Raw genomic sequence first — 24,549 nt, forward strand, 5'->3', positions numbered from 1 at the left:
GTGCCGCCGATTGCGACGGAGAGCGACAACTGCCGGGTACCGTGGGCGGACATGATCGACACTGCGGCTCGCGAGGTCGCGCTCCGCTTCCTGTCCGAACTGGACGAAGCGGCGCGCGGACTCGTCGCCGGACTGCACGTGGTCGGCTCGGCGGCGCTGGAGGACTACCGCGCGGGCCACTCCGACCTCGACGTCGTCGTCGAGCTCTCCGGTCCGGCCGATCCCGCCGCTCTCGCGGCCGTGCACACCGGTCCCGGAACCGCAGTCGAGGCGCTCTACGTGCGCGCGGGCGAGCTGAACGGGCGCGTCGAGGACGTCTCGGACGGGCCGTGGGCGAACCTCGGCGTCCTCAACACCACTGAGCGCTCCTTCCAGCTCAACCCCATCACCTGGCTCCAGCTGGCCAGTCACGCCGAGACGCTGCGCGGTCCCGCGCCGAGGCCGCACGCGGACGTCGAGGCCGCGAAGCGGTTCTGCCTGCGGAACATCACCGAGTACTGGGCTCCGGTGCTGGACCAGGCGAAGGAGATGCTCGCGCCGTTGGCCCCGGACGCCGACGCGAACGCGAAGGGCGTCGAGTGGATCGCGCTCGGGCCGCCCCGGCTGTGGCACACCGTGCGCACCGGCGAGGTGATCGGCAAGTCCCAGGCCGGGCTGGCTGCGGCAGCGCACTGGCCCGACCTCGCGGCCGAGCTGAACGACGTGCTGGCCGCGCGATCGGGACAGGACGTCAGGCTGACCGCGCGGCACGGGAACGCCGCCGTGGCACTGGGCGAGCGCGTGGTGCGTGAGTTGTCGGAGGTGGGCGGTACCGTCTCGTGACGTGTCCCCTGCCTCCCCCAGCACCCTGACCGCGACGCGGAAACCGCACGAGATCCCCGGAGTGCGCGCGTTGCTCGCCGCCGCCGTCGAGGCCGTCGGCGGTACCGAGCGGCCAGGCCAGCTGACCATGGCGGAGGCGGTCGCGCACACGATCTCCAGCGGCGAGCACCTCGCCGTCCAGGCGGGCACCGGCACCGGCAAGTCGCTGGCCTACCTGGTGCCCGCACTGCGGCACGCCGTCGCGGCGGAGACCACCGTGGTGGTGTCGACGGCGACGATCGCGCTGCAGCGCCAGCTGGTCGACCGCGATCTGCCCCGGCTGGCCAAGACGCTCAAGCCGCTGCTCGGCCGCGAACCGCGTTTCGCGATCCTCAAGGGCCGCCGCAACTACCTCTGCATGCACAAGATCCACGGGGAGATCGACGACGAGCCCGAGGACAACGCGCTCTTCGACCAGTTCGCGATCTCGGCCATGGGGCGGCAGGTGAAGCGGCTGCACGAATGGTCCTCGGACACCGAGACCGGGGACCGCGACGAACTCGTGCCCGGCGTGACCGACCAGGCCTGGCGGCAGGTGTCGGTCACCGCCAAGGAGTGCCTCGGGGTGAGCAAGTGCCCGGTCGGCGTGGACTGCTTCGCCGAGCGCGCGCGCAGCGAGGCCGGCAAGGCCGACGTCGTCGTCACCAACCACGCACTGCTGGCCATCGACGCCCTTGAGGGCTACAAGGTGCTGCCGGAGCACGACGTGGTGATCATCGACGAGGCGCACGACCTCGTGGACCGCGTGACCTCGGTGGCCACCAACGAGTTGACCTCGGGCATGGTCGGAGCCGCGGCGCGACGCGTCGGCAGGATGATCGACCAGGACGTGGCCGATCGGCTCGCCGAGTCCGCCGACGGGCTCGCGCTGATCATGGACGACGTCTCCTCCGGCCGCCTGGAGGCACTGCCGAAGCCGCTCGCCGGGGCTCTGGCCGCGATCCGCGACGCCGCGCACGCGTGCATCACCGCGCTCGGGCCGGAGCGCAAGGAGGACCAGGACGGCACCGCCAACCGCAAGATCGCGCGCGCCTCGCTCGACGAAGTGCACGACACGGCCTACCGGCTGCTCGGCGCGTTCGAGGCGCCCGAGGCCGAGCGGCGCGACGTCGTGTGGCTCTCCGCCGACTGGGAGCGCGTCCGGCCGCCGTCGCTGCACGTCGCGCCGCTGTCGGTGGGCGGGCTGCTGCGGGAGAAACTGTTCGGGCCGCGCTCGGTGGTGCTCACCTCCGCGACGCTCGCGCTCGGCGGCTCGTTCGACACGCTCGGCAGGCAGTGGGGGCTGCCGCCGTCGTCCACCGCGACCCGCGCGGAGGGCGCCGCCATCGAGAAGGAGGTGCCGTCCGACACCGGTGCGCCTCGGTGGACCGGCATCGACGTCGGCTCGCCGTTCGAACACGGGCGCAGCGGCATCCTCTACATCGCGCGCCACCTTCCTCAGCCCGGTCGCGACGGCCTGCCCGAGGAGTACCTGAGCGAGCTGACCGAACTGGTGCAGGCGGCGGGCGGGCGCACGCTCGGGTTGTTCTCGTCGATGCGCGCGGCGAAGCAGGCGTCGGAGGAGCTGCGCAAGCGCGTCGACCAACCGATCCTGTGCCAGGGCGACGACGCCACCGGGCAGCTCGTGAAGAAGTTCGCCGAGGACATCGAGACCTGTCTGTTCGGCACGCTGTCGTTGTGGCAGGGCGTGGACGTGCCCGGGCCGTCGTTGCAGCTCGTCGTGATGGACCGCATCCCTTTCCCGCGTCCTGACGACCCGCTGGCGTCCGCGCGGCAGAAGGCCGTTTCGGCGCGTGGCGGCAACGGCTTCATGACCGTGGCGGGGACGCACGCGGCACTGCTGCTCGCGCAGGGCGCGGGCCGGTTGTTGCGCTCGAACGACGACAAGGGCGTGATCGCGGTCCTCGACCCACGGCTGATGACCGCTCGCTACAGCAGCTTCCTCCGCGCGTCCCTGCCGCCGTTCTGGACCACCACCGACCCCGCAGTGGTCCGCAGCGCCCTCGAACGCATCAACACGTAACCCCCGCCTCACGCGCGCCAGGGGTTACGCAGTCTTCAAGACCAGCAAACCCCCACGTACGGAGTCGCCAACCGCCTCAAACCCTTGGCGCACCGCATGTTCGCTTGGGCGGGGAAGTCGCGGCGCGCCAGCCTGGATGCTGCGCGACTTCGATGACGGTCCGCGCGTGGGCCAGGTCGCGCATCAGCGTGATCGCCAGTCAATGCGTCAGGCAGTCAGTCCGTGCGTCGGCGCAGTCGTACGTCGGCATAGTCGTATGTCGGCGAGATCGCTGGTGCCCGTGCATCTGCGGGCGTCGGCGTCTGTCGCACGGGCGCGTGCGCGTCGTGGCCGATGGCACGCACGCCTAGTGCGCATCGTGGCGTCGACCACGAACGCTTGGTGTCCGTAGCGTGGGCGCGCGGCGGCGGTGAGCGCAGTGCCGTGCACGGCGGTGGTGGACGCGGTGGCGGTAGTGGCGGAGTGGCGTGGGTTTGCTGCGGTTAGCGACCGTGAAAGCGGGGGTTTGCTGGTCTTGAAGACCGTCAGACGTTGGGCCACTGGGTGATGACGGTGATGGTGCCGGGGTCGACCTCGGTGAAGCCCGCGTCGCGGACGGCGACCACGCGCTTGGACTTCCACGCCAGGGCAGGGTCGTCGCCGGGGTGCAGGTCGTGCCAGCGGGACGGGGCGGCTTTTCGGACCGCGCAGGGGAATCCTGCGGCGGCCCAGTCGGCGAGGTCAGCGTCGCGGCCGTCGGCGTGCAACAGGGCGGCGAGCAGCATGGTGGCGTGGCCGACCTGCGCTGCCGCCTTGCCCACGGTCATGGCCACACCGGGGTTGAGCCACAGCACCGGGGCGGTCGCGGGCGGAGCGGAGAGCTGCTCGTCCTCCGGGAGTTCGCTGCCGGAGATCTGGAGGCGGCCCACCACGCGCGGGGTCTCCACGACGAGGCCGGGCAACAGCGACCGCACCTCGGCGCCGGAATGCGACACGGTCACGCCGGGCAGGTCCTGAACGGCGGTCCAGTGCGCTCCGCGAGCGCGCCGGGAGACCTTGTGGATGCGGCCGCACATCCACGCGTGCACCTCGTCGTGCCACGGCTGCCCCGGCGCGGCGAGCGGGTCCAGGCAGACGGCGATCGCCGACGATGCCGCCGCCGCGAGCACCGCGGCACGCGACGGCGGGTCGGCCTTCTCGATCCGGAGCACCATCGGCATGGCGCGCACCAGCTCGGGCACCTCGTCGGAAGTGTCCACAGTGGACGCTGCCGACCGGCGCAGCCACGAGACGTAGCGGTCGGCGAGCGGGTCGAGGATCGAGGCGGTGGCCAGCACTCCGCTAGTCAACCACCAGCCGCGGGCTGCCCTGCAAGACATCGGATTCGCCGGTCTTCAAGACCCGCGAACCCGCACCCCAGTGATCTTCAACGACGGCAAACCATCGCGAGGGCGCAGGGTTCGGGGCGGTTAACGATGATCGACAGTGGGGTTCGGTGGTCTTGAAGACGCACGAACCCCCGTCGATCACCCGATCTCGATGCGGTCGGCGGGCAGGCCGTCCGCCGCGTCCGCGGCCTCCACCTCGGCGCGGGTGACGCCGAGCACGAACAGCACGGCGTCCAGGAAGGGCAGCGACAGCGCGGTGTCAGCGACCTCGCGCAGCGCGGGCTTGGCGTTGAAGGCCACGCCGAGACCGGCCGTGGAGAGCATGTCGATGTCGTTGGCGCCGTCGCCGACCGCCACGCACTGCGCGAGCGGGATGTCGTACTCCCCGGCGAAGCGGCGCAGCGCCTCGGCCTTGCCCGCGCGGTCGACGACCTCGCCGACGACGCGACCGGTGAGCACGCCGTCGACCACCTCGAGGTCGTTGGCGGCGCAGAAGTCGAGGTCGAGGTCCTCGCCGAGGCGGAGCACGACCTGGGTGAAGCCGCCGGAGACGACACCGCAGCGGAAGCCGAGCCGCTTGAGCGTGCGCACGGTGGTCCGCGCACCCGGGGTCAGCTCCAGCGCGTCGGCGACCTCGTCGAGCGCCTTCTCCGGCAGGCCCTTCAGCAGCGCGACGCGGCGCTCCAGCGACTGGCCGAAGTCCAGTTCCCCGCGCATGGCGGCCTCGGTGATCTCGCGGACCTCGTCCTCGTGGCCCGCCTTCGCGGCCAGCATCTCGATCACCTCGCCCTGGATGAGCGTGGAGTCCACGTCGAAGACGACCAGGCGCTTGGCCCTGCGGGTGAGCCCAGACTGCTCGACGGCGATGTCCACGCCGATGCGCGAGGACAGCTCCACCATGGCGGCGCGCAGCTCCGCGTCGCCCCGGGGGGTCTGGTCCGCGGTGGTCACCGACAGCTCCAGCCCGGTGACCGGGTAGTCGGCGACGCGGCGGATGGAGTCGATGTTGGTCTCCAGCGCGGCGAGCTTGCGCGAGACCTCGGTGAACGCCCGCGCGGTGACCGGGCGGCCCATGACGACCAGGTGGTGGGTGGAGCCGAGCTGCGCACTGGACACCGAGGCGCCGACCTCGACGTCGACCTGCATCCCGACGGTGGCCATGGCCTGCTCGACCATCTCGTGCAGGCCCTCGGGGTCGTGGTCGGTGGAGACCAGCACGCCGAGCACCAGCCTGCCGCGGATCACCACCTGCTCGACGTCGAGCACCTCGACGCCGTGCCTGGTCAGGGCGGCGAACAGGACGGAGGTGACACCCGGCTTGTCCGGGCCGGTAACGGTCATCAGCACGGGAGTGGCGTTCGGGCCGGTCACGGTGTCTGGCTCCTCATCGCGGGGTTGTGCGTCGCGGGGTCGTGCACTGCCGGGAAAAAGCGAACGAGCCCCCGGGCATCACTGCCCAGGGGCTCGTCGTCGAGCACAGCTGCTGGTACTGCCTAGCTACTTGGCTTTGGGATCGCCTTTGGTCTCATCATCCGGCTGCACCGCTGCCGCCGCCACCTCGGAGGGGGCCGCCTTGCCGTGCTTGCCGCCGATGTGCGCCTCCGCGCGGAAGCGTTCGACCATGTGCGGGTAGTGCAGCTCGAACGCGGGGCGCTCGGAGCGGATGCGCGGCAGCTCGGTGAAGTTGTGCCGAGGCGGCGGGCAGGAGGTCGCCCACTCCAGCGAGTTGCCGTAGCCCCACGGATCGTCCACCGTCACGACCTCGCCGTAGCGGTAGCTCTTGAAGGCGTTCCACAGGAACGGCAGCATCGACGCGCCGAGGATGTAGGCGCCGATGGTGGAGATCATGTTCAGCGTGGTGAAGCCGTCGGTGGGGATGTAGTCCGCGTACCGGCGCGGCATGCCCTCGTTGCCCAGCCAGTGCTGCACCAGGAACGTCAGGTGGAAGCCGATGAACGTGGTCCAGAAGTGCAGCTTGCCCAGCGGCTCGTCCATCATCCGGCCGGTCATCTTCGGGAACCAGAAGTAGATGCCCGCGAAGGTGGCGAAGGCGATGGTGCCGTAGAGCACGTAGTGGAAGTGCGCCACCACGAAGTAGCTGTCCGAGACGTGGAAGTCGATCGCCGGGGCCGCCAGCAGGACGCCGGAGAGGCCGCCGAAGAGGAACGTCACGATGAAGCCGATGCTGAAGAGCATGGGCGTCTCGAAGGTGAGCTGCCCCTTCCACATCGTGCCGATCCAGTTGAAGAACTTCACGCCGGTCGGGACCGCGATGAGGAAGGTCATGAAGGCGAAGAACGGCAGCAGCACGGCGCCGGTGGCGTACATGTGGTGCGCCCACACCGCCACGGACAGGGCCGCGATGCCCAGCGTCGCCCAGACGAGGCCCTTGTAGCCGAAGATCGGCTTGCGGCTGAACACCGGGAAGATCTCGGAGACGATGCCGAAGAACGGCAGCGCCACGATGTAGACCTCGGGGTGGCCGAAGAACCAGAACAGGTGCTGCCAGAGGATCACGCCGCCGTTGGCCGGGTCGAACACGTGCGCGCCGAGGTGGCGGTCGGCGAGCAGGCCGAGCAGCGCGGCGGTCAGGATCGGGAACGCGATGAGCACCAGGAGGCTGGTGATCAGGATGTTCCAGGTGAAGATCGGCATCCGGTACATCGTCATGCCGGGCGCGCGCAGGCAGATCACCGTGGTGATCATGTTGACCGCGCCGAGGATGGTGCCGAGACCACCGACGACCAGGCCGGAGATCCACAGGTCCGCGCCGACGCCCGGGGAGTGGATCGCGTCCGAGAGCGGCGTGTAGGCGAACCAGCCGAAGTCCGCGGCCCCGCCCGGGGTGATGAAGCCCGCCATCACGATGAGGCCACCGAAGAGGTAGAGCCAGTACGAGAAGGCGTTGAGGCGCGGGAACGCCACGTCGGGCGAGCCGATCTGCAGCGGCATGATGAAGTTCGCGAAGCCGAAGACGATCGGCGTCGCGTACAGCAGCAGCATCACCGTGCCGTGCATGGTGAACAGCTGGTTGTACTGCTCCTGCGAGAGGACCTGCATCCCCGGGACGGCGAGCTCGGTCCGCATCAGCATCGCCATGACGCCGCCGACCAGGAAGAACGCCATCGCCGTGACGATGTACATGATCCCGATTTGCTTGTGATCCGTCGTGCTGAACATCCGCAGCAGGAACGAACCCTTGACCGAGTCACGCGTCGGGTAAGGACGCGTGGCGATCGGCTGGGGGGCTACGGCCGTCACGATGCCTCCTGAGCTGTACTGCGGCGCCTATCTGGGCCGTCGACGTCCGGCATACGTAGCCTGCCCGGACATCCGAGAGGATCGTAGACCGCGCGCCTGACGGCGGCTCGTCTGGGCCGCTCCCACGACTCTCCCGCGACCGGGGGCGTAGGCCAGGTCACAACGACCCGCCTCCGACGGGCGGGCGGACAGCTCCTCGGCCACCGCGCGACGCGCACGGTGGCGGTCGGGCCGCGCCGGTCGCGTTGCTCCGAACGGCCGTGCTCCGCTCGGCGATCCGCGCTATCAAGACTCCTATCGGCGATTGACCCGTTCGGCCGCGTTAGATCAACATCCGGAGCCATCCCAGCCGCCGCTTCCTTCCCCTGAGGGCTCCCGATGGCACTCCCCGCCGCGCTCCGCCGCCTGCTCGTCCTGCCGCTCGTGATCGCCGCGCTGGCCGCGGGCACAACGGTCGCCACCGCGAAGCCGGTCGAGCCGGAGCCCGCCAGGACAGGGCAGTTCACGCGCTACGTCTCGCTCGGGGACTCCTTCGTCTCCGGGCCCTACATCCCGCAGCCGCGGCCGGAGTCGCGCGGCTGCCTGCGCACCACCGGCAACTACCCGACGGTGCTGGCCGCCAAGCTCGGGGTGCGGGACCTCGCCGACGCCAGCTGCATCGGCGCGTTCACCCACCACATGACCACGGCGCAGGACGAGCCGTCGTGGAACATCGACAACCCGCCGCAGTTCGACCGGCTCACCCCGGAAACGGACCTGGTCACGATCACCACCGGCGGCATCAACATCGGCTTCATGCAGTTGGCGATCGACTGCGCGCTGGCCAGCTTCGGCGACCCGCTCGGCACCCCGTGCAAGAAGAAGCACACCGTCGACGGCGTCGAGCAGATCGGCAAGCGCATCGAGGCCGCCGCGCCGAAGGTCAACGACGTGCTGGTGGAGCTGAAGCGCCGCGCGCCCAGGGCGAAGGTGGTCTTCGTCGGCTACCCCCGCCTGGTGCCGAAGTCCATCGGCTGCTTCCCGACCGTGCCGATCGCCTTCGGTGACGTGGAGTACCTGGACGGGCTCCAGCAGAAGCTGAACAGGGCGCTCGCCGCGCAGGCCGCCGCGAACGGGATCCCGTTCGTCGACGCCTACAAGGCCAGCGAGGGCCGCGACGCCTGCCAGGCTCCCGAGGTCAGGTGGATGGAGGGCGTCATCCCCAGCTCACCCACCGCGCCCGCGCACCCCAACGCCGCCGGGATGACCGCGGTGGCGGACCTCGTGCACGCCGCGGTCGTGGGCAGGGACTAGCTCTCGCAGCTCTCCGGCAGCTCGCCCCTGCCGGACTCGCCGAGCATGCGGCACAGCGTGCGCACCGCCTCCTCCGGCCGCGTCTCCCACACGATGACGTCGCGGTCCCAGCTGGTGGAGGCGAGCGCGCTGCCGTCTCGTTTCCAGGCGAGCGCGTGGATGTTGCGGCTGTGCCCGCCCGTCAGCCTCGTGACGAGACGGCCGTTCGCCCTGGACCACACCGTGATCTCGCCCTTGCCGTGCCCGAGCGCGAGCAGCTGGCCGTCCGGGGAGAACTCCACGGCGGTGATCACGCTCGCGCCGGTCTCGATGCGGCCCTTCTGCGCACCTGTCTCGGCGTCCCACAGGGTCACGACGTTGAACTCGGGGCGGGCGAGCACCGCGCCGTCCGGGCTGAACACGATCTGTCCTGAATAGGGGCTGCCCGGGCTCGGCAGACGGGTCGGCTTGGGCGTGCCGTCGACGTTCCAGACGACGATCCCGTCGCTGCCGCGCCTGGCCAGCCGCGTGCCGTCCGCGTTGAGCGCGAACTCGGCGGTGACGTCGGGGATGGTGGCCACGGCTCGTCGTTCGCGCAGGTCCCACACGGTGACGGAGCCGTCGTGGCCCACGGCGAGCCTGCTGCCGTCAGCGCTGACGCGCATGTCCCCGAAACGCTGCACGGACGCGGTGACCGGCAGCGAGCCGAGCACCTTCCCGTTCTCCGAGTCGTACAGGGTGATCTCGTTGTCCGATCGCGCCACGACCAGCCGGAGGTTCATGCTGAGCAGCGGTCGCGCGGGCCCGGGCAAGTAGTCCTCGGCCAGCTGTCGCATCCGGTCCGACACGGGCGATGCGGCCAGTGGGACGCGGCGCGGCTCGGTCGGGCGCGCTGGGTCCCAGGTGAACACCTGACGGGGCCCGGCGGAGGTCACGGCGCCGTCGGGGCGGAAAGCGAGGGACTCCTCACCGAGCTCGTCCTGCCCCAGCATGGGCAGCCACTCCGTGTGGAAGAGCACGATGCTGTCCCCACCGGCCATCGCGATCGTGCCCGGCTTACCCACGGCGATCTGCCCCGCCAGCTGGTCCGGCGGCACCCGGAGGTGGGTGAGCACGTGCAGGTCCTCGGTGCGCAGGAGAGCCGTCGCGACACCGCTGGCGGCGACGAGCGCGGCTCCGCCGGGCATGAAGGCGATCTTGCTGATCGGGCCTGGCAACGGCTCGTCGCTGACCGTGGTCCGACCGCTGCCCGTGTCCCAGAGCAGCAGCCGCCCCGCCCGCGTGCCGAGCGCGACGGTGCGGCCGTCCTCGGCGATCGCGATCGCACCCAGGGCACCCTGGCCGTGCTGGAACTCGGCGAGCTTGGTGCCGGTCGCCGCGTCCCATCGCGCGGCGAGCCCGCTCTCGTCCGCGGTGAACAGGGTTCGGCCGTCGGCGGCGAAGGCCACGTCGACCGAGTCGTACCAGTCGGTGCCGGGCAGCAGCTGGTAGAGCGCCTGGCCGCCACCGGGGCGCCAGACCGAGAACCCGCCCCCACGGTTCCTGATGACCATGAAGTCGCCACCGGGGCTGATGAGGTCTGGGCCCATCCCCACCCCCAGATCGGCCGTTTCCGAGACCGTGGCCCCGCTCGCCAGCTCCCAGGTGACCGCTCCGCCGAGGTGGTTGACCGCCGACACACGCGTGCCGTCAGGGCTGAAGGCGAGCGCGGACAGGCCGTACCCGACGTCCTTCATCCGCAGTTCTGCCCGCTCCGCCAATGTCCGTGTGTCCCACAGCCGCACGCCGACGGAGGTGTTCGTGGCGACCAGCGATCCGTCCGGACTGACCGCGACGAGCGCCTTGGAGGTCGGTTCCCTGGTGATCAAGCCGTGGTTGGCCTGGTGTGCCGCGAGGCTGAGGACGGCGCTGCGGGCCTCCTCGGTCCTCGATGCCGCGAACGCGTCGAGCGCGCGGCGCATGGCCGTGTGCGGATCGCGCGACGCGTCCTCCCTGGCCTGCGCGGCGAGCTGACGGGACAGCGCGAGCTGCTGCATGTCGATGGCGTCCTGGCGCTGCTTGAGCACGATCAGCCCCGCGACGACCGCGACGACCAGCGCGGCGGCGAGGCCCGCGACGAGCTGTCGGAGCTGCCGCGTCGTGCGAGCGCGCAAGCCCTGTTCGGCCTGTTCAGCGGCGTCGGCAGCGTCGAGGAAGTCCTTCTCCCGCGCGGCGAGGACGACCTTGTCCCCTTCCGCCCACTCGCGCGCGACGGCCAGCCTGGTGCCCCGGTAGAGAGCGCTGGCGTCGCGGCCGAGTTCGTCCCAGTCGGCCGCCGCGACGGCGAGGCGCTGGTGCACGCGGTGCCCCTCGCGGTCCTCGGCGATCCAGTCGGTCAACCGGGGCCACGAGCTGATCAGCGCCTCGTGCGCGATCTCGACGGCGTCCTCGTCCGCCGTGAGCAGCCGCGCATCGGCGAAGGCGTCGAGCACGCCCGCGTTGACCGCGTTCTCGCGGTCCAGCTCCGCGCTCGTGGCCCGCCTGCGCAGCATCCCCTCGCTCGCGTCGACCAGGCGCAGGAACAGCGCGCGGGCCGCGACCGCCTCCTCTTCGCTGAGCCGCGCGTACACCGCCTCCGCCGTGCGCACGACCGCGTCGTGGATTCCACCGGCGGCCTCGTAGCCGCTGAGCGTGAGCACGCGCCCTCGCCGACGGCGCCAAGTCTCCAGGAGCGCGTGCGAGACCAGTGGCAGTCCGCCGCGCTCGTTGGCGGCTTCGGCGACCAGGGTGGCCAGCAGTGCCGCCTCCACGGTGCAGCCCGTTCCTGCGGCGGGCTCGGTGATCGCGCTGCGCAGCTCCGCGACGGTCATCGCGCCGACCAGCACGTGCCGGTCACGCATCGCGTCCACCAAGCCGGGGTGGCGCGCGCAGTGTCCGAGGAAGTCGGCGCGCACGCTGAGCACCATCCGCAGCCGCTTGGTCCCGCGAGCCGCCAGGACGGCGGCGAGGAAGACCTCTCGCTCCTCTTTCGCGACCTCGGCGCCGAAGACCTCCTCGAACTGGTCGACGACCACGAGCAACGAGACACCCGCCAGCTCGGCGAGACGCGGTAGCGCGGTCGGGTCCTCGGTCAGCGCGGCGCGCGCGTCGACGTCACCAGGCACGTCACCGAGCGCGTTGGCCAACCGCTCGACCCACCTGGCGAGCGGCGTGGCTCCCGGCGCGAACACGACGGCGCGCCAGTCCGGTTGTCCGGCAAGGCCGTCGACAGCGACCCGGTGCGCGACGCCCGCGCGCAGCAGCGAGGACTTCCCGGCTCCCGAAGCTCCGGCCACCACGAGGAACCGGTCCCGGGCGAGGCGGTCCACCAGGTCCGCGACGAGTTCTTCGCGGCCGAAGAACAACTCCGCGTCTTGTTCGCGGAACGCGGCTAGGCCCCGGTACGGCGAGTCCTGACCGTCTTCCGCGAGCCGGTCAGCGTCGCCGAGCAGCTCGCGGTCGGCTTCGCGCCACCGCCGCTCCCACTCCGCGCGGTCACCGCCGCACGCCTCGGCGTAGGCCAGCGCCACCGCGAGACTGGGCAGCTTCCGTCCTCCCGCGGCGTCGGACAACGTCGTGACCGAGTAGTGAGCGCGTTTCGCGAGCTGGCGATATCCAGGACTTCCCGCGCTTTCCCGCAATTCACGGAGTGCGGCGGCGAAGCGGGCCACGGCGCTGTCGTCGGCGTCCAGCGGGCGCTCGGGTCGGGGCACTCGCACACCCTCCTGACCGGGACGGATGTTGTCCGCCGTTGTTTGTCCACCCTACCTGCGCCGAGCCGGACAACACGGCGCGGCATACACCGGAAAGGAGCCCGATCCGGGCAGAAAAACTTGGGGAGAATTCGTGACCATTTCTTCCGCGCACGACGGCGCGGTCGGGAGTGCGGTAGGTGGCACGCTCGGCACTGAGGCCATCACCGGAAACCCGCGTGAGACACCGGCGCGCATCCGGCGGTGGAACCGCGCGATCGTGATCGCCGCAGTGGCGGTCATCGCGGTCGCCGGGTTCGCGCAGCGCTGGATCGCCGACGACGGTCTGATCTACGTCCGCGCGGTCGAGCAGATCCTGGCGGGCAACGGCCCGGTCTTCAACGTCGGCGAACGCGCCGAGAGCTCGACCGGCACGCTCTGGCAGTGGCTGCTCGTGCTCGCCGGGCTGATCGTGCCGAACGTGTCGCTCGCGGCCGTCTACCTCGGCCTGGCGTGCACGGCCGCCGCGATCGCTTTCGGCGTCACGGGCGCGCAGCGGCTGCACGGCTCGGTCACCGTGCCCGCCGGGGTCGTCGTCGTCCTAATGACGCCTCCGATGTGGGACTTCGCGACCTCGGGCCTGGAAACCGGGTTCGCGTTCGCGTGGATCGCGGGCAGTTGGTGGCTGCTGGTGCGCTCGCGGGACACCGACTGCGGTCTGCACTGGCTCGCGCTGGTGCTCGGGCTCGGCCCGCTGGTACGGCCTGACCTGGCCTTGGTCTCGATCGTGTTCCTGGTCTCGCTGTGGCTGCTGCACCGGCCTCGCCTGGGCGCGACGCTGCGGCTGGTCGCGGCGGCGGGCGCGCTGCCGGTGGCCTACCAGGTCTTCCGGATGGGCTACTACGGCGTGCTCGTGCCGCTTCCCGCGATCAGCAAGGAGGCGTCGACCTCCTACTGGGAGCGCGGGCTGGGCTACCTGGCCGACCTTTTCGTCACCTACTGGCTGTGGGTCCCGGCCGCCGTGGTGCTCTTGCTCGGCTTGCGCATGCGCCTGACCAGGGCGGATCGCATTCTGGTGTTCGCGCCCGTCGTCGCGGGAGCGCTGTCCACGACCTACGTGATCAAGGTCGGTGGCGACTTCATGCACGGCCGCATGCTCCTGCCCGGACTGCTGCTGGTCATGCTCCCGTTCTTCTGCCTCCCCCGGCCGCGAAAAGCGACCCTGAGCGCGTTGTGCCTGGTCCTGGCCGCGACGACCGCGTTCTGCGTGCTCAACCCACGGCCGTCGTACTCCCCGCAGATCGGCGAAGCGGGCATCGCCGACGAGCGCGCGTTCTACGCCAACAGCCTCGGCACGTGGAACCCCGTCAGCAAGCAGTCGTACCTGGACCGCTTCAGCGACCTCGCCGACCAGGTGCGCGAGGCGCGGCACGAGCTGGTCTTCATCGGCTTCAGCGGCGAGTACCACCCCCTGGCGCCGGAGCGGACCGAGCGCGTCGGCACCGTCTGGTCGACGCTCGGGGCGGCCGGGACGATCACGCCGCTGAGCGAGACCGTGATCGACCAGATCGGCCTGTCCTACCCGTTGGCGGCGCACCTCGAACCGCAGCCGCGCGGCCGGGTCGGCCACGAGAAGAAGCTGCCGAACGCGTGGGTGCTCGCCGACTACGGCGTGCCGACCGAGGAGACCGCCGCAGCGCGCAGGGCGCTGTCCTGCGGCGCGCTCGCCGAGCTCCAGGAGTCGGTCAGGGCACCGCTCACGTGGAGCCGATTCGTGGACAACTTCCTCGGCGCGTTCGGCAGGACCTCCTTGCGCATACCGGAGAATCCGGTCGAGGCGGAGCGGCGGTTCTGCGGCTGAGGCCCGCAATTCCCGGCTTTTGGGACGCCGTGCCGCACCCCGGTGAACACGCACAACGGGCTTCGCTCTATAAATGAGGGGCGCCCCGAACGGGGTAGCGGCACGGCATGGAGTGAAATACGTGACAGTTACCCCGTTCGACAATATCGGAAATCCAAAAGCAACCTTCGGCGTCGCCACCGCATATAACGAAACGACTACGGAGAGTTCTTCCCGGCGCTGGAATACCGGGGTCGCTGTCGCGGCCGTCGCGGTGATCCTGGTCGCGGGATACTCCAGGCGCTGGATTTCCGATGACGGCCTGATCTACGTGCGCGCCGTCGAGCAGATCCTGGAGGGCAACGGCCCGGTCTTCAACGCCGGCGAGCGGGCGGAGACCTCCACCGGGACCCTCTGGCAGTGGTTACTCACCGTGGTCGGGTTCGTGCTGCCGGACAGCCTGCCGCAGCTGGCCGTCTACCTCGGGCTCGGCTTCGCGGGCGCGGCGTTCGCGCTCGGGGTGACCGCCTCGCAGCGGTTGCACGGCGGCGCCCCGGTCCCGGCGGGCGTGGTGATCCTGCTCGCGCTGTCGCCGATGTGGGACTTCGCCACCTCCGGGCTGGAGACCGGCTTCGCCTTCGCCTGGATCGCGGGCAGCTGGTGGTTGCTGGTGCACTCGCGGGACAGCTCGCGGGAGACCCACTTCGGGCTGGCCTTCGTGTTCGGGCTCGGCCCGCTGGTGCGCCCCGACCTGGCGCTGGTCTCGATCGTGTTCCTGGTCGCGCTGTGGCTGCTGCACCGGCCCGCGCGGCGGACCACGATCGGCATGCTCGGCGTCGCGGGCGCGCTCCCGCTGGCCTACCAGGTCTTCCGGATGGGCTACTACGGCGTGCTGGTGCCGCTTCCCGCGATCAGCAAGGAGGCCTCCGGCTCGTACTGGCTGCGCGGCTTCTCCTACTTCTTCGACCTGTTCCTCACCTACGGGGCGATCATCCCCGTCGGCATCGTGCTGTGGGTCGGCCTGCGGCGGCACTACAACCGCAGCGACCGCATCCTGGTGTTCGCGCCGGTGATCGCGGGCGCGCTGTCCATGGTCTACGTGATCAAGGTCGGCGGCGACTTCATGCACGGCCGCATGCTCCTGCCCGGACTGCTGCTGATCCTGCTGCCGTTCTTCTGCATGCCCAGGCCCGCCAACCCCGAGACGATGAAGTGGGCCAGCGCCGGGCTCATCGGCTGGGCGCTGCTCTCCGCCGCCCTGCTGCGCCCGATCTACGCGCCGCACTTCGGCCCGATGGGCGTCGCCGACGAGCGCAGCCACTACGTGAACTCCACCCACGTCACGAACCCGATCTCCAAGCGCGACTACGTCGAGGCGCAGCCGGAGAAGCGGAACTGGGTGCGCGCCGCCGAGGGCGAGCTGGTCTTCGCGCTGGAGAAGCCGAGGACCGAGCCGCTGGCGCCGCACCGCGAGGAACGGGTGGCCTTCGTCTGGCCCGTCCTGGGCACGGCGGGCGCGATCACCACGCTCGACGAGACCGTGGTGGACCCGATCGGCCTGTCCTACCCGCTGGCCGCGCACCTGGAGCTGACCGATCGCGGTGGTCGCGTCGGGCACGAGAAGAAGCTGCCCAGGGTGTGGATCACCGCCGACTACGGCGCGCCCACGAAGGAGAACGAGCTGGCGCGGCGGGCGCTGTCCTGCGGTGCCCTCGCCGAGCTCCAGGAATCCGTGCGCGCGCCGATGTCGTGGGGGCGCTTCGTGGACAACTTCCTCGGCTCCTTCGGCAGGACCGCGCTGCGCGTGCCCGCCGACCCGGCCGCCGCGGAGCGCCTGTTCTGCGGAGGCTGACGAGGAGCGCGTATACCCTCGGGGGTATGCGCCGGGCATCCACGAGCACGCTCCTGCTCGGGTTGCTCGTGGCCGGGCTCAGCTTCGGCGTGCTCGCGATGCACCAGATCCCGCACGCGGTTTCCGTTGCGCAGCAACACCACTGCGATGGCGGGAGCCCTGCGGACCCGGTGACGCACATGTGCGCCGGGCTGGTCGTGGTGGTCGCCGCGCTCGGGGCGTTGAGCCTGGTGGCGCTGCTGCGGCGGGAACCCGTCGTGCTCGCCCGCCCCTCGCTGCTGCGGTGGCTGCGCCGGCTGTCCGGCCGCGCGCCACCGGTTCGGCTGAAGCTCGCGGAGTTGTGCGTACTGCGGTTGTGACCGGTTAGCCGCGTTTCATAGGTCTCGTTCGATGAGGGTCGGGATCGAGGTCGTTCCTGGCAAGACGGCGGGAAGACCGCGTACCGGTGTTGTACGTGGGCTTTCCGACAGCGCAGCCAGGGGCGGGCTCGGCCCGGCCATCGCGAACACGGACCTGTGAAACACGGCTTAGCCGGAGTGCGTGCCCCTGTGGCGCGCCCCGGACCCGGCCCACCGTCACGACTCCTCGAAACGAGAAGCGATGAAGCTCAGGTTCCTCGTGGCCGCACTGGCCGCGCTCACCCTCACCGCGTGCGGCCAGCAGGCGGGGCCAACCAACACGGCTCCCACGCACAACCAGGCGGACGTGGACTTCGCCTCCGGCATGGTGCCGCACCACCGGCAGGCCGTGGAGATGGCCGACCTCATCCCGGGCCGCAGCGACCACCCGAAGCTGCTCGCGCTGGGCGAGCGGGTCCGCAAGGCGCAGCAACCGGAGATCGACGCGATGACCGGCTGGCTCAAGCGCTGGGGCGCTCCCGAGCCGAGTGATCACTCCGCGCACGCCGGGCACGCCATGGCCGGGATGATGACGCCGCAGCAGATGGCCGAGCTGAAGGCGGCCAAGGGCGTCGGCTTCGACAAGGCGTGGCTGCGCATGATGGTCGAGCACCACAGGGGCGCGCTGGAGATGGCGCGCACGGAGCTGGCCAAGGGCTCCGACGCCGAGGCGAAGAAGCTCGCCCAGTCGATCCTGGACTCGCAGCAGAAGGAGATCGACGAGATGACCGTGCTCCTCGCGGAGCGCTGACCCAGGGGTGCCGCGGCGGGCCGTGACCCGCCGCGGCCGCTCCCCCTAGTCGACCCAGTTGTCGAGGATCTTCTTGCGCAGCGCCGCCGGGTAGTTGTCCTCGAAGGCGGCGTTGCGCGGGCGTTCAGGGCCCTGCGGCAGCAAGGAGTCGAAGGCCAGCAGCGGCGCGAGGTAGCTCTCCTGCTCCTCCTTGCCGTAGCAGATCATCAGCGCGTTGAACGACCGCTGCGGGATCACCACCTGGTCCTTCACCGGGTGCGTCCTGGTGGCGAAGCCCCACAGGAGGTCGCGGTGCTCGGTCACGTCGAGGTCGTCGTCCAGGACCATCACCTGCGAGAGCCAGATGACCACGCGCGTGTCGCAGACGATCTCCGCGATGCGCTTGGTCAGGTCCCGCGATGACGAGATGCCGGTGCGCTTGGGCCAGTCCTTCGGCACGGTCACCGCGAGCACGTGCAGCGCGCTCTCCGGGACCATCCACGCGTTCGTCGCCGGAATCCCGTTCTTGCGCAAGGCGTTCAGGATGATCGCCGAGGCGGGGACACCGACCGCCGTGTGGTCCTCGTCGACGGCCTTGCCCGCCGTCACCACCGGCAGGATCGCGTTGTCCCGGTGGGTGATCGCGGTGACCGTGCAGGTCGGCATCTGCCGTACGTGCGTGCTCATGTAGCCGGGCGCCTCACCCATCGGGCCCTCGGCGACGGTCTTCTCGAAGTCGATGTGCCCCTCGATGACGATCTCCGCCGTCGCGGGGACGCGCAGGTCGACGGTCTTGCAGCGCACCAGCTCCACGGGCTTGCCGTAGTAGCCGCCGAGGAAGGACGCCTCGTTCACCCCGTCCGGCAACGACATCGCCGAGGCGAACGGAACTCCCGGCTCAGCACCCTGCACGAGGGCGAACGGCGCCTGCTTGCCCTGCTCCGCCCACTGCGCCGCGATCACGCCGAGGTGCTGGAAGAACGGGACGACCAGGGGCGCGAAGCGCTTGCCGTCCACCAGCATCGCGCGGCTGATCGACCAGTTGACCCACGTGCCGTCCGGGGTGCCGACGACGAAGGTCCCCCAGGTGTTCAGGTACGGCCCGCCGTCACCGTCGTGCAGCAGCGGCACGGGGATCTTGGTGAGGTCGGCGTCCTTGCCCAGCAACACGTTCTGCTGGCACGGTCCACTGTGGACGGTGATCGGCTCGATCGGTTTGAGGTCGTGCGCCCGGGTCAGCGCCTCCACCATGGCCAACGGATGGGTGTCCGGTGCGAAGCCCAGCGACAGCGCCACGCGGGCGTAGCGCGCCTTGGGCAGCGAGCTGAGCGCGGCGGGCGCCCCGAGCACCCGGAAGCCCTTGCGGTGCCCCTTGATCCGGTTGAACAGCACGGCAGGACCGTTGATCTCGGTGGTGCGCCTGGTGATCGCGCCGATCTCCAGGTGCGTGTCCACCTCGCGGTTGATCTGCCGCAGGTCGCCGAGCGCGTCCAGCGCGTCGAGGTACTCGCGCAGGCTGCCCAGCCGCCGCTTGGCGTCGGCGACGTGCGGGTCCCACTTCGGCGGGGCCGCGGCGGCGCTCTGCGCGGTGATCCCGGCCAAGCTCGCGCCGACCGAACCCGCGGCGAGCAGTCCGCCGCGCCAGAGGAGCCCTCTGCGGGAGATCCCGGTGCCAGACATGCCCTACTCCTTGTACGAGAAGCCGTTGGTGACCAGTCGCTGCGCCTTCGCGTCGGCCGTCCCGGTCCAGCGCGCCGCTCCGGGGACCTCAAGACCGAACTGGTCCAGAATCCGCGCGACGGTGTGGTCGATGACGTCGTCGAGGCTGTGCGGCGCGTTGTAGAACGCAGGAACGGGCGGGAACACCGTCGCTCCCGCCTGCGTCACGCCGAGCATGTTCTCCAGGTGGATCGTGCTGAGCGGGGTCTCGCGGACCACCAGCACCAGCCTGCGGCGCTCCTTGAGCACCACGTCGGCGGCGCGGCTGATCAGCCCGTCGCCCGTGCCGTGCCGGATGGTGGCCAGGGTCTTGGTGGTGCAGGGGACGACCACCATCCCGTCGGTGCGGAAGGAGCCGCTGGAGATCGGTGCAGCCTGGTCGTCGGCGGAGTACACGGCCGTGGCCAGCGCACGCACCTCGCGCACCGAGTAGCTCGTCTCCAGCTCGATCGTCGCCCGCGCCCACTTGCTCAGCACCAGGTGCGACTCGACGCCGAGCTCACGCAGCGCGAGCAGCACCCGCACGCCGAGCTCGGCTCCGGTCGCTCCGGTCATCCCCACTACCAGGCGCATCGCGACCTCCCCGGGTTTTTACAATGCGACTGCATGGTATAGATCCGAACATCTTTTCGGAAGGGACCCAGGGTCAGGCCACCGCCGAGGTGCGAGGAAGTACCGGCGAACGCCGCATTGCGCAGCAGTGAGGGCTCAGCAGCGGGGACTCGACGGAGGTCACCGGCCGGAGCGCGCCAGCCGCCCCTGACACGCCACGAGGTTCCGCCGGTGCGGGCTCGGGCGACGCATATACTCGCCGCGTCATGCGCAGCGAACTCCTGGAACACCTGCGGTGTCCGCACTGCGCGGCACCACTCGCGGCGACTGGGAACACCGTTTCCTGCGCTGGCGGGCACAGCTTCGACATCGCCAGGCAGGGCTACGTGAGCCTGCTCGCCGGCGGTCACTCCTACCGCGTCGACACCGCCGAGATGGTGGCCGCCCGCGATGCCTTCCTGGGCGCGGGCCACTACGCCCCGATCTCCGATGCGCTCGCGAACGCGGCACGGCGCCCGCTGCCACCAGGATGCGTGCTCGACATCGGTGGCGGCACCGGGCACTACCTGCGCGCGGTGCTCGACGCCCTGCCCGACCGCGACGGCATCGTGCTCGACCTGTCCAAGTTCGCGGCACGGCGCGCGGCCAAGGCCCACCCCAGGATGGGCGCGGTCGTCGCGGACGCGTGGCGCGAGCTGCCGGTGAACGACGGCACGGCCGCCTTGGTGCTCAACGTGTTCGCGCCGCGCAACGGCCCGGAGCTGTGCCGCGTGCTGCACCCCGACGGCGAGCTGGTCGTGGTCACGCCGACCCCGGCACACCTCGCTTCACTGGTGCACGAGCTGGACCTGCTCACCGTGGACGAACGCAAGGACGAACGGCTGCACGAGGCGCTGGACCCGCACTTCACGCTGCTCGGCAGGGAGACCGTCGAGTACGCGCTCGCCCCTGGTGGCGCCGCGCTCGCCCAGCTCGTGGGCATGGGGCCGAGCGCGTGGTCCGCCAGGCCGACCACCCTTCCCGAGGACTTCAAGACCACCGTGTCGGTGTCGCTGACCCGCTACCGCCCGAAGCCCAAGTAAGGATCGCCATGCTGTCCATTCCCCAGAAAATCGCCGAAGAGCTCGGGGTGCGCGAGCGCCAGGTGGTCGCGGCGGTCGAGCTGCTCGACGGCGGCTCGACGGTGCCGTTCATCGCCCGGTACCGCAAGGAGGTCACGGGCGAGCTCGACGACGCGCAGCTGCGCACGCTGGACGAGCGCCTCGGCTACCTGAGGGAGCTGGAGGAGCGGCGCAAGGCCGTGCTGGAGTCGATCGACTCGCAGGGCAAGCTCGACGACGCGCTGCGGGCGCAGATCCTGGACGCGGACTCCAAGGCACGCTTGGAGGACATCTACCTGCCCTTCAAGCCGAAGCGGCGCACCAAGGCGCAGATCGCGCGCGAAGCCGGGCTCGAACCGCTCGCGGACGGCCTGATGGACAACCCCGACACCGACCCGAAGGCCGCGGCCGCGGTGTTCGTGGACGCCGAAAAGGGTGTCGCTGACGCGCAGGCCGCGCTGGACGGCGCTCGCGCGATCCTGATCGAGCGCTTCGGCGAGGACGCGGACCTGATCGGCGAGCTGCGCGAGACGGTGTGGTCGCGCGGGCGCCTCGCCTCGAAGGTGCGCGAGGGCAAGGAGACCGACGGCGCCAAGTTCTCCGACTACTTCGACTTCAGCGAGCCGCTGACGAAGCTGCCGTCGCACCGCGTGCTCGCGATGCTGCGCGGTGAGAAGGAGGAGGTGCTTGACCTCGTCCTGGACCCCGAACCCGACGGTGACGCGACGGCTATCCCCACCGGTTCGAGTGAATATGAGACGCGCATCGCCGCGCGCTTCGGTGTCGCCGACAAGGGCCGTGCCGCCGACAAGTGGCTCAGCGACACCGTTCGCTGGGCGTGGCGCACGCGCATCCTCGTGCACCTGCGCATCGACCTGCGGCTGCGCCTGCGCCAGGCCGCCGAGGACGAGGCCGTGCGCGTTTTCGCGGCCAACCTCCGCGACCTGCTGCTGGCCGCTCCCGCCGGTTCGCGCTCCACGATGGGTCTCGACCCGGGTTTCCGCACCGGTGTGAAGGTCGCCGTCGTCGACGCCACCGGCAAGGTACTGGCCACCGACGTGATCTACCCGCACGTGCCGCAGCAGCAGTGGGACCAGTCGCTGGTCAAGCTGTCCAAGCTGGCCGAGCAGCACAACGTCGAGCTGGTCGCGATCGGCAACGGCACCGCCTCCCGCGAGACCGACAAGCTGGCCGGAGACCTGATCAAGCTGCGCCCCGACCTCAAGCTGACCAAGGTCATGGTGTCGGAGGCGGGCGCGTCGGTGTACTCGGCGTCGGCCTACGCCTCCCAGGAACTGCCGGGCATGGACGTGTCGCTGCGCGGCGCGGTCTCCATCGCGCGCCGCCTCCAGGACCCGCTCGCCGAGCTGGTCAAGATCGACCCGAAGTCCATCGGCGTCGGCCAGTACCAGCACGACCTGTCCGAGGTGAAGCTCTCGCGCTCGCTGGACGCGGTCGTCGAGGACTGCGTGAACGGCGTCGGTGTCGACGTAAACACCGCGTCCGTGCCGCTGCTGACCCGGGTCTCCGGCATCGGCGAGGGCCTCGCGGAGAACATCGTCGCGCACCGCGACGCCAACGGCCCGTTCCGCTCGCGCAAGGCGCTCAAGGACGTGGCGCGCTTGGGCCCCAAGGCTTTCGAGCAGTGCGCGGGCTTCCTCCGCATCCGCGAGGGCGATGACCCGCTCGATTCCTCCAGCGTGCACCCCGAGGCATACCCGGTCGTGCACCGCATCCTGCAGAACACGGGCAGCGAGGTCGCCGCGCTGATCGGCAACACCCGCGTGCTCAAGGGCCTCGACCCGCAGGCGTTCGTCGACGACACGTTCGGTCTGCCCACGGTCACCGACATCATCAAGGAGCTGGACAAGCCGGGTCGTGACCCGCGTCCGGCCTTCAAGACCGCGACCTTCGCCGACGGCGTCGAGAAGCTGGGCGACCTCAAGCCCGGCATGACGTTGGAGGGCGTCGTCACCAACGTGGCCGCGTTCGGCGCGTTCGTGGACATCGGCGTGCACCAGGACGGCCTCGTGCACGTGTCGGCGATGTCCAACACCTTCATCAAGGACCCGCACGATGTGGTCAAGTCCGGCGACATCGTGCGCGTGAAGGTGCTCGACGTGGACATCCCGCGCAAGCGCATCTCGTTGACCCTGCGGCTCCAGGACACGCCCGAGCCTGGTGCGCGCACCAGCGGCGGTGGTGGAGGCGGCCAGCGCGGCGGCGGAGGCCCCCGTGGTGGCGGCGGTGGCGGTCGCGGTGGCCAGCGCCCCTCGTCCCCGGCGCCTTCGAGCGGTAGCGGCTCGATGGCCGATGCCTTGCGGCGCGCGGGTTTCGGCAACAAGTAGCGCCCTTGCCGGGGGAAGCGCGGTGTGCGCTTCCCCCGGTCACAGGCCGAGGCTGAACCGGAGTTCGCGGGCGGCGCGCTCCTCCAGTGGCGCGGCGGCGATGAGGCTGCGAAGTTCCTCCGCGCGAGCTCCGGCTGGCGTCACGTGCACACCCAAGCCGCGCAACAGGTCCGCGCGTGCCGCTTCGCCCAGCTCCGGGTCTTCCAGCAGGCGCAGGTTCGCGATGAGCCTGGTCAGCGTGGGCGCGTTTCGGAGCAGGTGGTGCCCGGCGAGGCGCACCACCCTGACTCGGCCGGGTTCGACGAGCCCGAACAGGAAGCCCTCGGACAAGTCCTTGTCCTGCAAGGCGATCGCGGCCTGCTTCACCACGCCCGGCGCAGGATCGTCGAGCAGGGGCACGAAGGTCTCGGTGTCGGTGTGCCCGAGCCGCCGCAGAGCGCGCGCCGCTTCCGCGCGCGTGCGGACACGGGGCTCTCCCAAACACCGCAACAGGATTCCGGCATCCGCAGCGGCTCCTGTCTCGCCGAGGCCCGCTACCGCCCAGGGATCGGGCAGGAGGCGGCGGTAGTGCTCGGCAGGATCGCGCTCGGCCCTGCGCACCAACACTTGTGCGACCAGCCGCACCGCGCTGCTGCGGTCGCACAACGCGTCGACGGCGGTGTCGAGCTCGCCCAGGGTGTAGATGGCTTCCGCGCGCACCGCCGCCGATCGGCTGTCCAACAGCACGCGGATGGCTTCGACGTTGCCGCTCAGGCGGGCCAGCCGGGCGGCGGCCTCCGCGCACAGCCGACGGTTGGCCTGGTCCTGGTCGTGCAGCGCCGCGTCGTTGAGGGTCGCGATGTCCAGGCGATCGTCGGCGATACCCTTCTGGAAGGCGGCGCGGCGAACTCGGCGGCTCGGACTCCCCATCGCAGCAAGGAGAACTCGCTCGTCCGCGAGCGCACCGTCCACAGCGGACACAAGCCAAGAGCCCGCGAAGCGGTTCTCCAGCGCGAAGGCCACCGGCCCCAGATCGGCCAACGCCGCAACAGGATCGGCTGTCAAGCGCTCCGCGCAGATCGCCTGCGCCCGCTCGCGAATCTCCGGAACCCAGTCGGCCGCGCGCAGCGCGAGGATCGGCCCGGCAAGTGGACTGTCCACAGTGCACAGTTCGGCCAACGCCAGCTCGCGCACGTACCCGTCGTTCCAGCACGCCGCGATCACAAGATCAAGTCGTGATACCTCTGTGCTGAGCAGCCGTTCTCTGATCATCGGGAAGGACACCACGCGCCGAACTCCAACGTCGAAGAGGCGCCAGAACCGAGAATCCGCCTTCGCCAGAACGTTTTCCGCGTGGACGGTGTCGCCGGAGCGCGCGGCCGCGAGCACCATCATCGCCGCGCTCTCGGCGTCGAGGGGACCACCGAGGACGGCCAACTCGAACACGTCGTCGCGCAACGGGAGCGGCCAGGTGATCCCACCCTGACGCGGCCATTTCCTGACTAGTGCGCGCAGTGCCTCCACGGTTGGTCCCCCT

Annotated in this window: 17 protein-coding genes; 10 read left to right on the plus strand and 7 right to left on the minus strand. The window is 70.6% G+C overall.

All coding sequences use genetic code 11. The features are described from left to right. The first annotated feature begins 51 nt into the window (after positions 1-51). Positions 52-822: a nucleotidyltransferase domain-containing protein gene (locus tag ABD798_RS31620; protein ID WP_344883064.1), complete on the plus strand. Its 771-nt coding sequence runs from the start codon at positions 52-54 to the stop codon at positions 820-822. Between the two features lies 1 nt (position 823). Beyond that, positions 824-2,884: an ATP-dependent DNA helicase gene (locus tag ABD798_RS31625; RefSeq protein WP_486303719.1), complete on the plus strand. Its 2,061-nt coding sequence runs from the start codon at positions 824-826 to the stop codon at positions 2,882-2,884. A gap of 524 nt (positions 2,885-3,408) precedes the next feature. Here ABD798_RS31625 and ABD798_RS31630 read toward each other — a convergent pair. From ABD798_RS31630 to ctaD, 3 genes are all read right to left on the minus strand, one after another. Continuing rightward, positions 3,409-4,200 (minus strand): peptidyl-tRNA hydrolase, encoded by a 792-nt coding sequence (locus tag ABD798_RS31630; RefSeq protein WP_344883066.1) that lies wholly within the window; start codon positions 4,198-4,200, stop codon positions 3,409-3,411. Between the two features lie 189 nt (positions 4,201-4,389). After that, a complete protein-coding gene (serB, locus tag ABD798_RS31635; RefSeq protein WP_344883706.1) occupies positions 4,390-5,592 on the minus strand; it encodes a phosphoserine phosphatase SerB in 1,203 nt (400 codons plus the stop codon). Positions 5,593-5,748: 156 nt separating this feature from the next. Next, positions 5,749-7,512 (minus strand): aa3-type cytochrome oxidase subunit I, encoded by a 1,764-nt coding sequence (gene ctaD, locus ABD798_RS31640; protein ID WP_086818781.1) that lies wholly within the window; start codon positions 7,510-7,512, stop codon positions 5,749-5,751. 378 nt (positions 7,513-7,890) lie between these two features. On the opposite strand from ctaD, the gene ABD798_RS31645 reads away from it, so the two are divergent. Next, positions 7,891-8,805 carry an SGNH/GDSL hydrolase family protein gene (locus ABD798_RS31645; protein WP_344883075.1) on the plus strand — a complete coding sequence of 305 codons (915 nt, stop codon included), beginning with the start codon at positions 7,891-7,893 and terminating at the stop codon, positions 8,803-8,805. Here ABD798_RS31645 and ABD798_RS31650 read toward each other — a convergent pair. Next, positions 8,802-12,515: an nSTAND1 domain-containing NTPase gene (locus ABD798_RS31650; RefSeq protein ID WP_344883078.1), complete on the minus strand. Its 3,714-nt coding sequence runs from the start codon at positions 12,513-12,515 to the stop codon at positions 8,802-8,804. The genes ABD798_RS31645 and ABD798_RS31650 overlap by 4 nt on opposite strands. Before the next feature lie 133 nt (positions 12,516-12,648). On the opposite strand from ABD798_RS31650, the gene ABD798_RS31655 reads away from it, so the two are divergent. From ABD798_RS31655 to ABD798_RS31675, 5 genes are all read left to right on the plus strand, one after another. Beyond that, complete coding sequence (locus ABD798_RS31655; RefSeq protein ID WP_344883081.1) at positions 12,649-14,355, plus strand: arabinofuranosyltransferase AftB family protein; 1,707 nt, start codon at positions 12,649-12,651, stop codon at positions 14,353-14,355. A gap of 253 nt (positions 14,356-14,608) precedes the next feature. After that, entirely contained in the window at positions 14,609-16,186 is a 1,578-nt protein-coding gene (locus ABD798_RS31660) for an arabinofuranosyltransferase AftB family protein (protein ID WP_344883084.1), read from the plus strand. 26 nt (positions 16,187-16,212) lie between these two features. After that, a complete protein-coding gene (locus tag ABD798_RS31665) occupies positions 16,213-16,545 on the plus strand; it encodes a hypothetical protein (protein ID WP_344883087.1) in 333 nt (110 codons plus the stop codon). A gap of 31 nt (positions 16,546-16,576) precedes the next feature. Further along, the gene (locus ABD798_RS31670; RefSeq protein ID WP_344883091.1) at positions 16,577-16,705 is read left to right on the plus strand and encodes a hypothetical protein; all 129 of its coding nucleotides are present in this window, start codon (positions 16,577-16,579) and stop codon (positions 16,703-16,705) included. A gap of 81 nt (positions 16,706-16,786) precedes the next feature. Beyond that, positions 16,787-17,335, plus strand: a complete 549-nt coding sequence (locus tag ABD798_RS31675) for a DUF305 domain-containing protein (protein ID WP_344883094.1) — start codon at positions 16,787-16,789, stop codon at positions 17,333-17,335. 45 nt (positions 17,336-17,380) lie between these two features. Here the strand turns inward: ABD798_RS31675 and ABD798_RS31680 are convergent, their stop codons facing one another. Together ABD798_RS31680 and ABD798_RS31685 are read right to left on the minus strand one after the other, a co-directional pair. Then, positions 17,381-18,994: a UbiD family decarboxylase gene (locus ABD798_RS31680; protein WP_344883097.1), complete on the minus strand. Its 1,614-nt coding sequence runs from the start codon at positions 18,992-18,994 to the stop codon at positions 17,381-17,383. A gap of 3 nt (positions 18,995-18,997) precedes the next feature. Next, positions 18,998-19,606 carry a UbiX family flavin prenyltransferase gene (locus ABD798_RS31685; protein WP_344883100.1) on the minus strand — a complete coding sequence of 203 codons (609 nt, stop codon included), beginning with the start codon at positions 19,604-19,606 and terminating at the stop codon, positions 18,998-19,000. Between the two features lie 245 nt (positions 19,607-19,851). Here ABD798_RS31685 and ABD798_RS31690 point away from each other — a divergent pair, with 245 nt between their 5' ends. Continuing rightward, positions 19,852-20,667 carry a putative RNA methyltransferase gene (locus ABD798_RS31690; RefSeq protein WP_344883103.1) on the plus strand — a complete coding sequence of 272 codons (816 nt, stop codon included), beginning with the start codon at positions 19,852-19,854 and terminating at the stop codon, positions 20,665-20,667. Positions 20,668-20,675: 8 nt separating this feature from the next. Next, entirely contained in the window at positions 20,676-23,033 is a 2,358-nt protein-coding gene (locus tag ABD798_RS31695) for a Tex family protein (protein WP_344883106.1), read from the plus strand. Positions 23,034-23,072: 39 nt separating this feature from the next. Here the strand turns inward: ABD798_RS31695 and ABD798_RS31700 are convergent, their stop codons facing one another. Next, positions 23,073-24,536 (minus strand): hypothetical protein, encoded by a 1,464-nt coding sequence (locus ABD798_RS31700; RefSeq protein WP_344883109.1) that lies wholly within the window; start codon positions 24,534-24,536, stop codon positions 23,073-23,075. Positions 24,537-24,549 lie beyond the last annotated feature (13 nt).

The sequence above is a fragment of the Allokutzneria multivorans genome, from assembly GCF_039537405.1.
GTDB lineage: Bacteria > Actinomycetota > Actinomycetes > Mycobacteriales > Pseudonocardiaceae > Allokutzneria > Allokutzneria multivorans.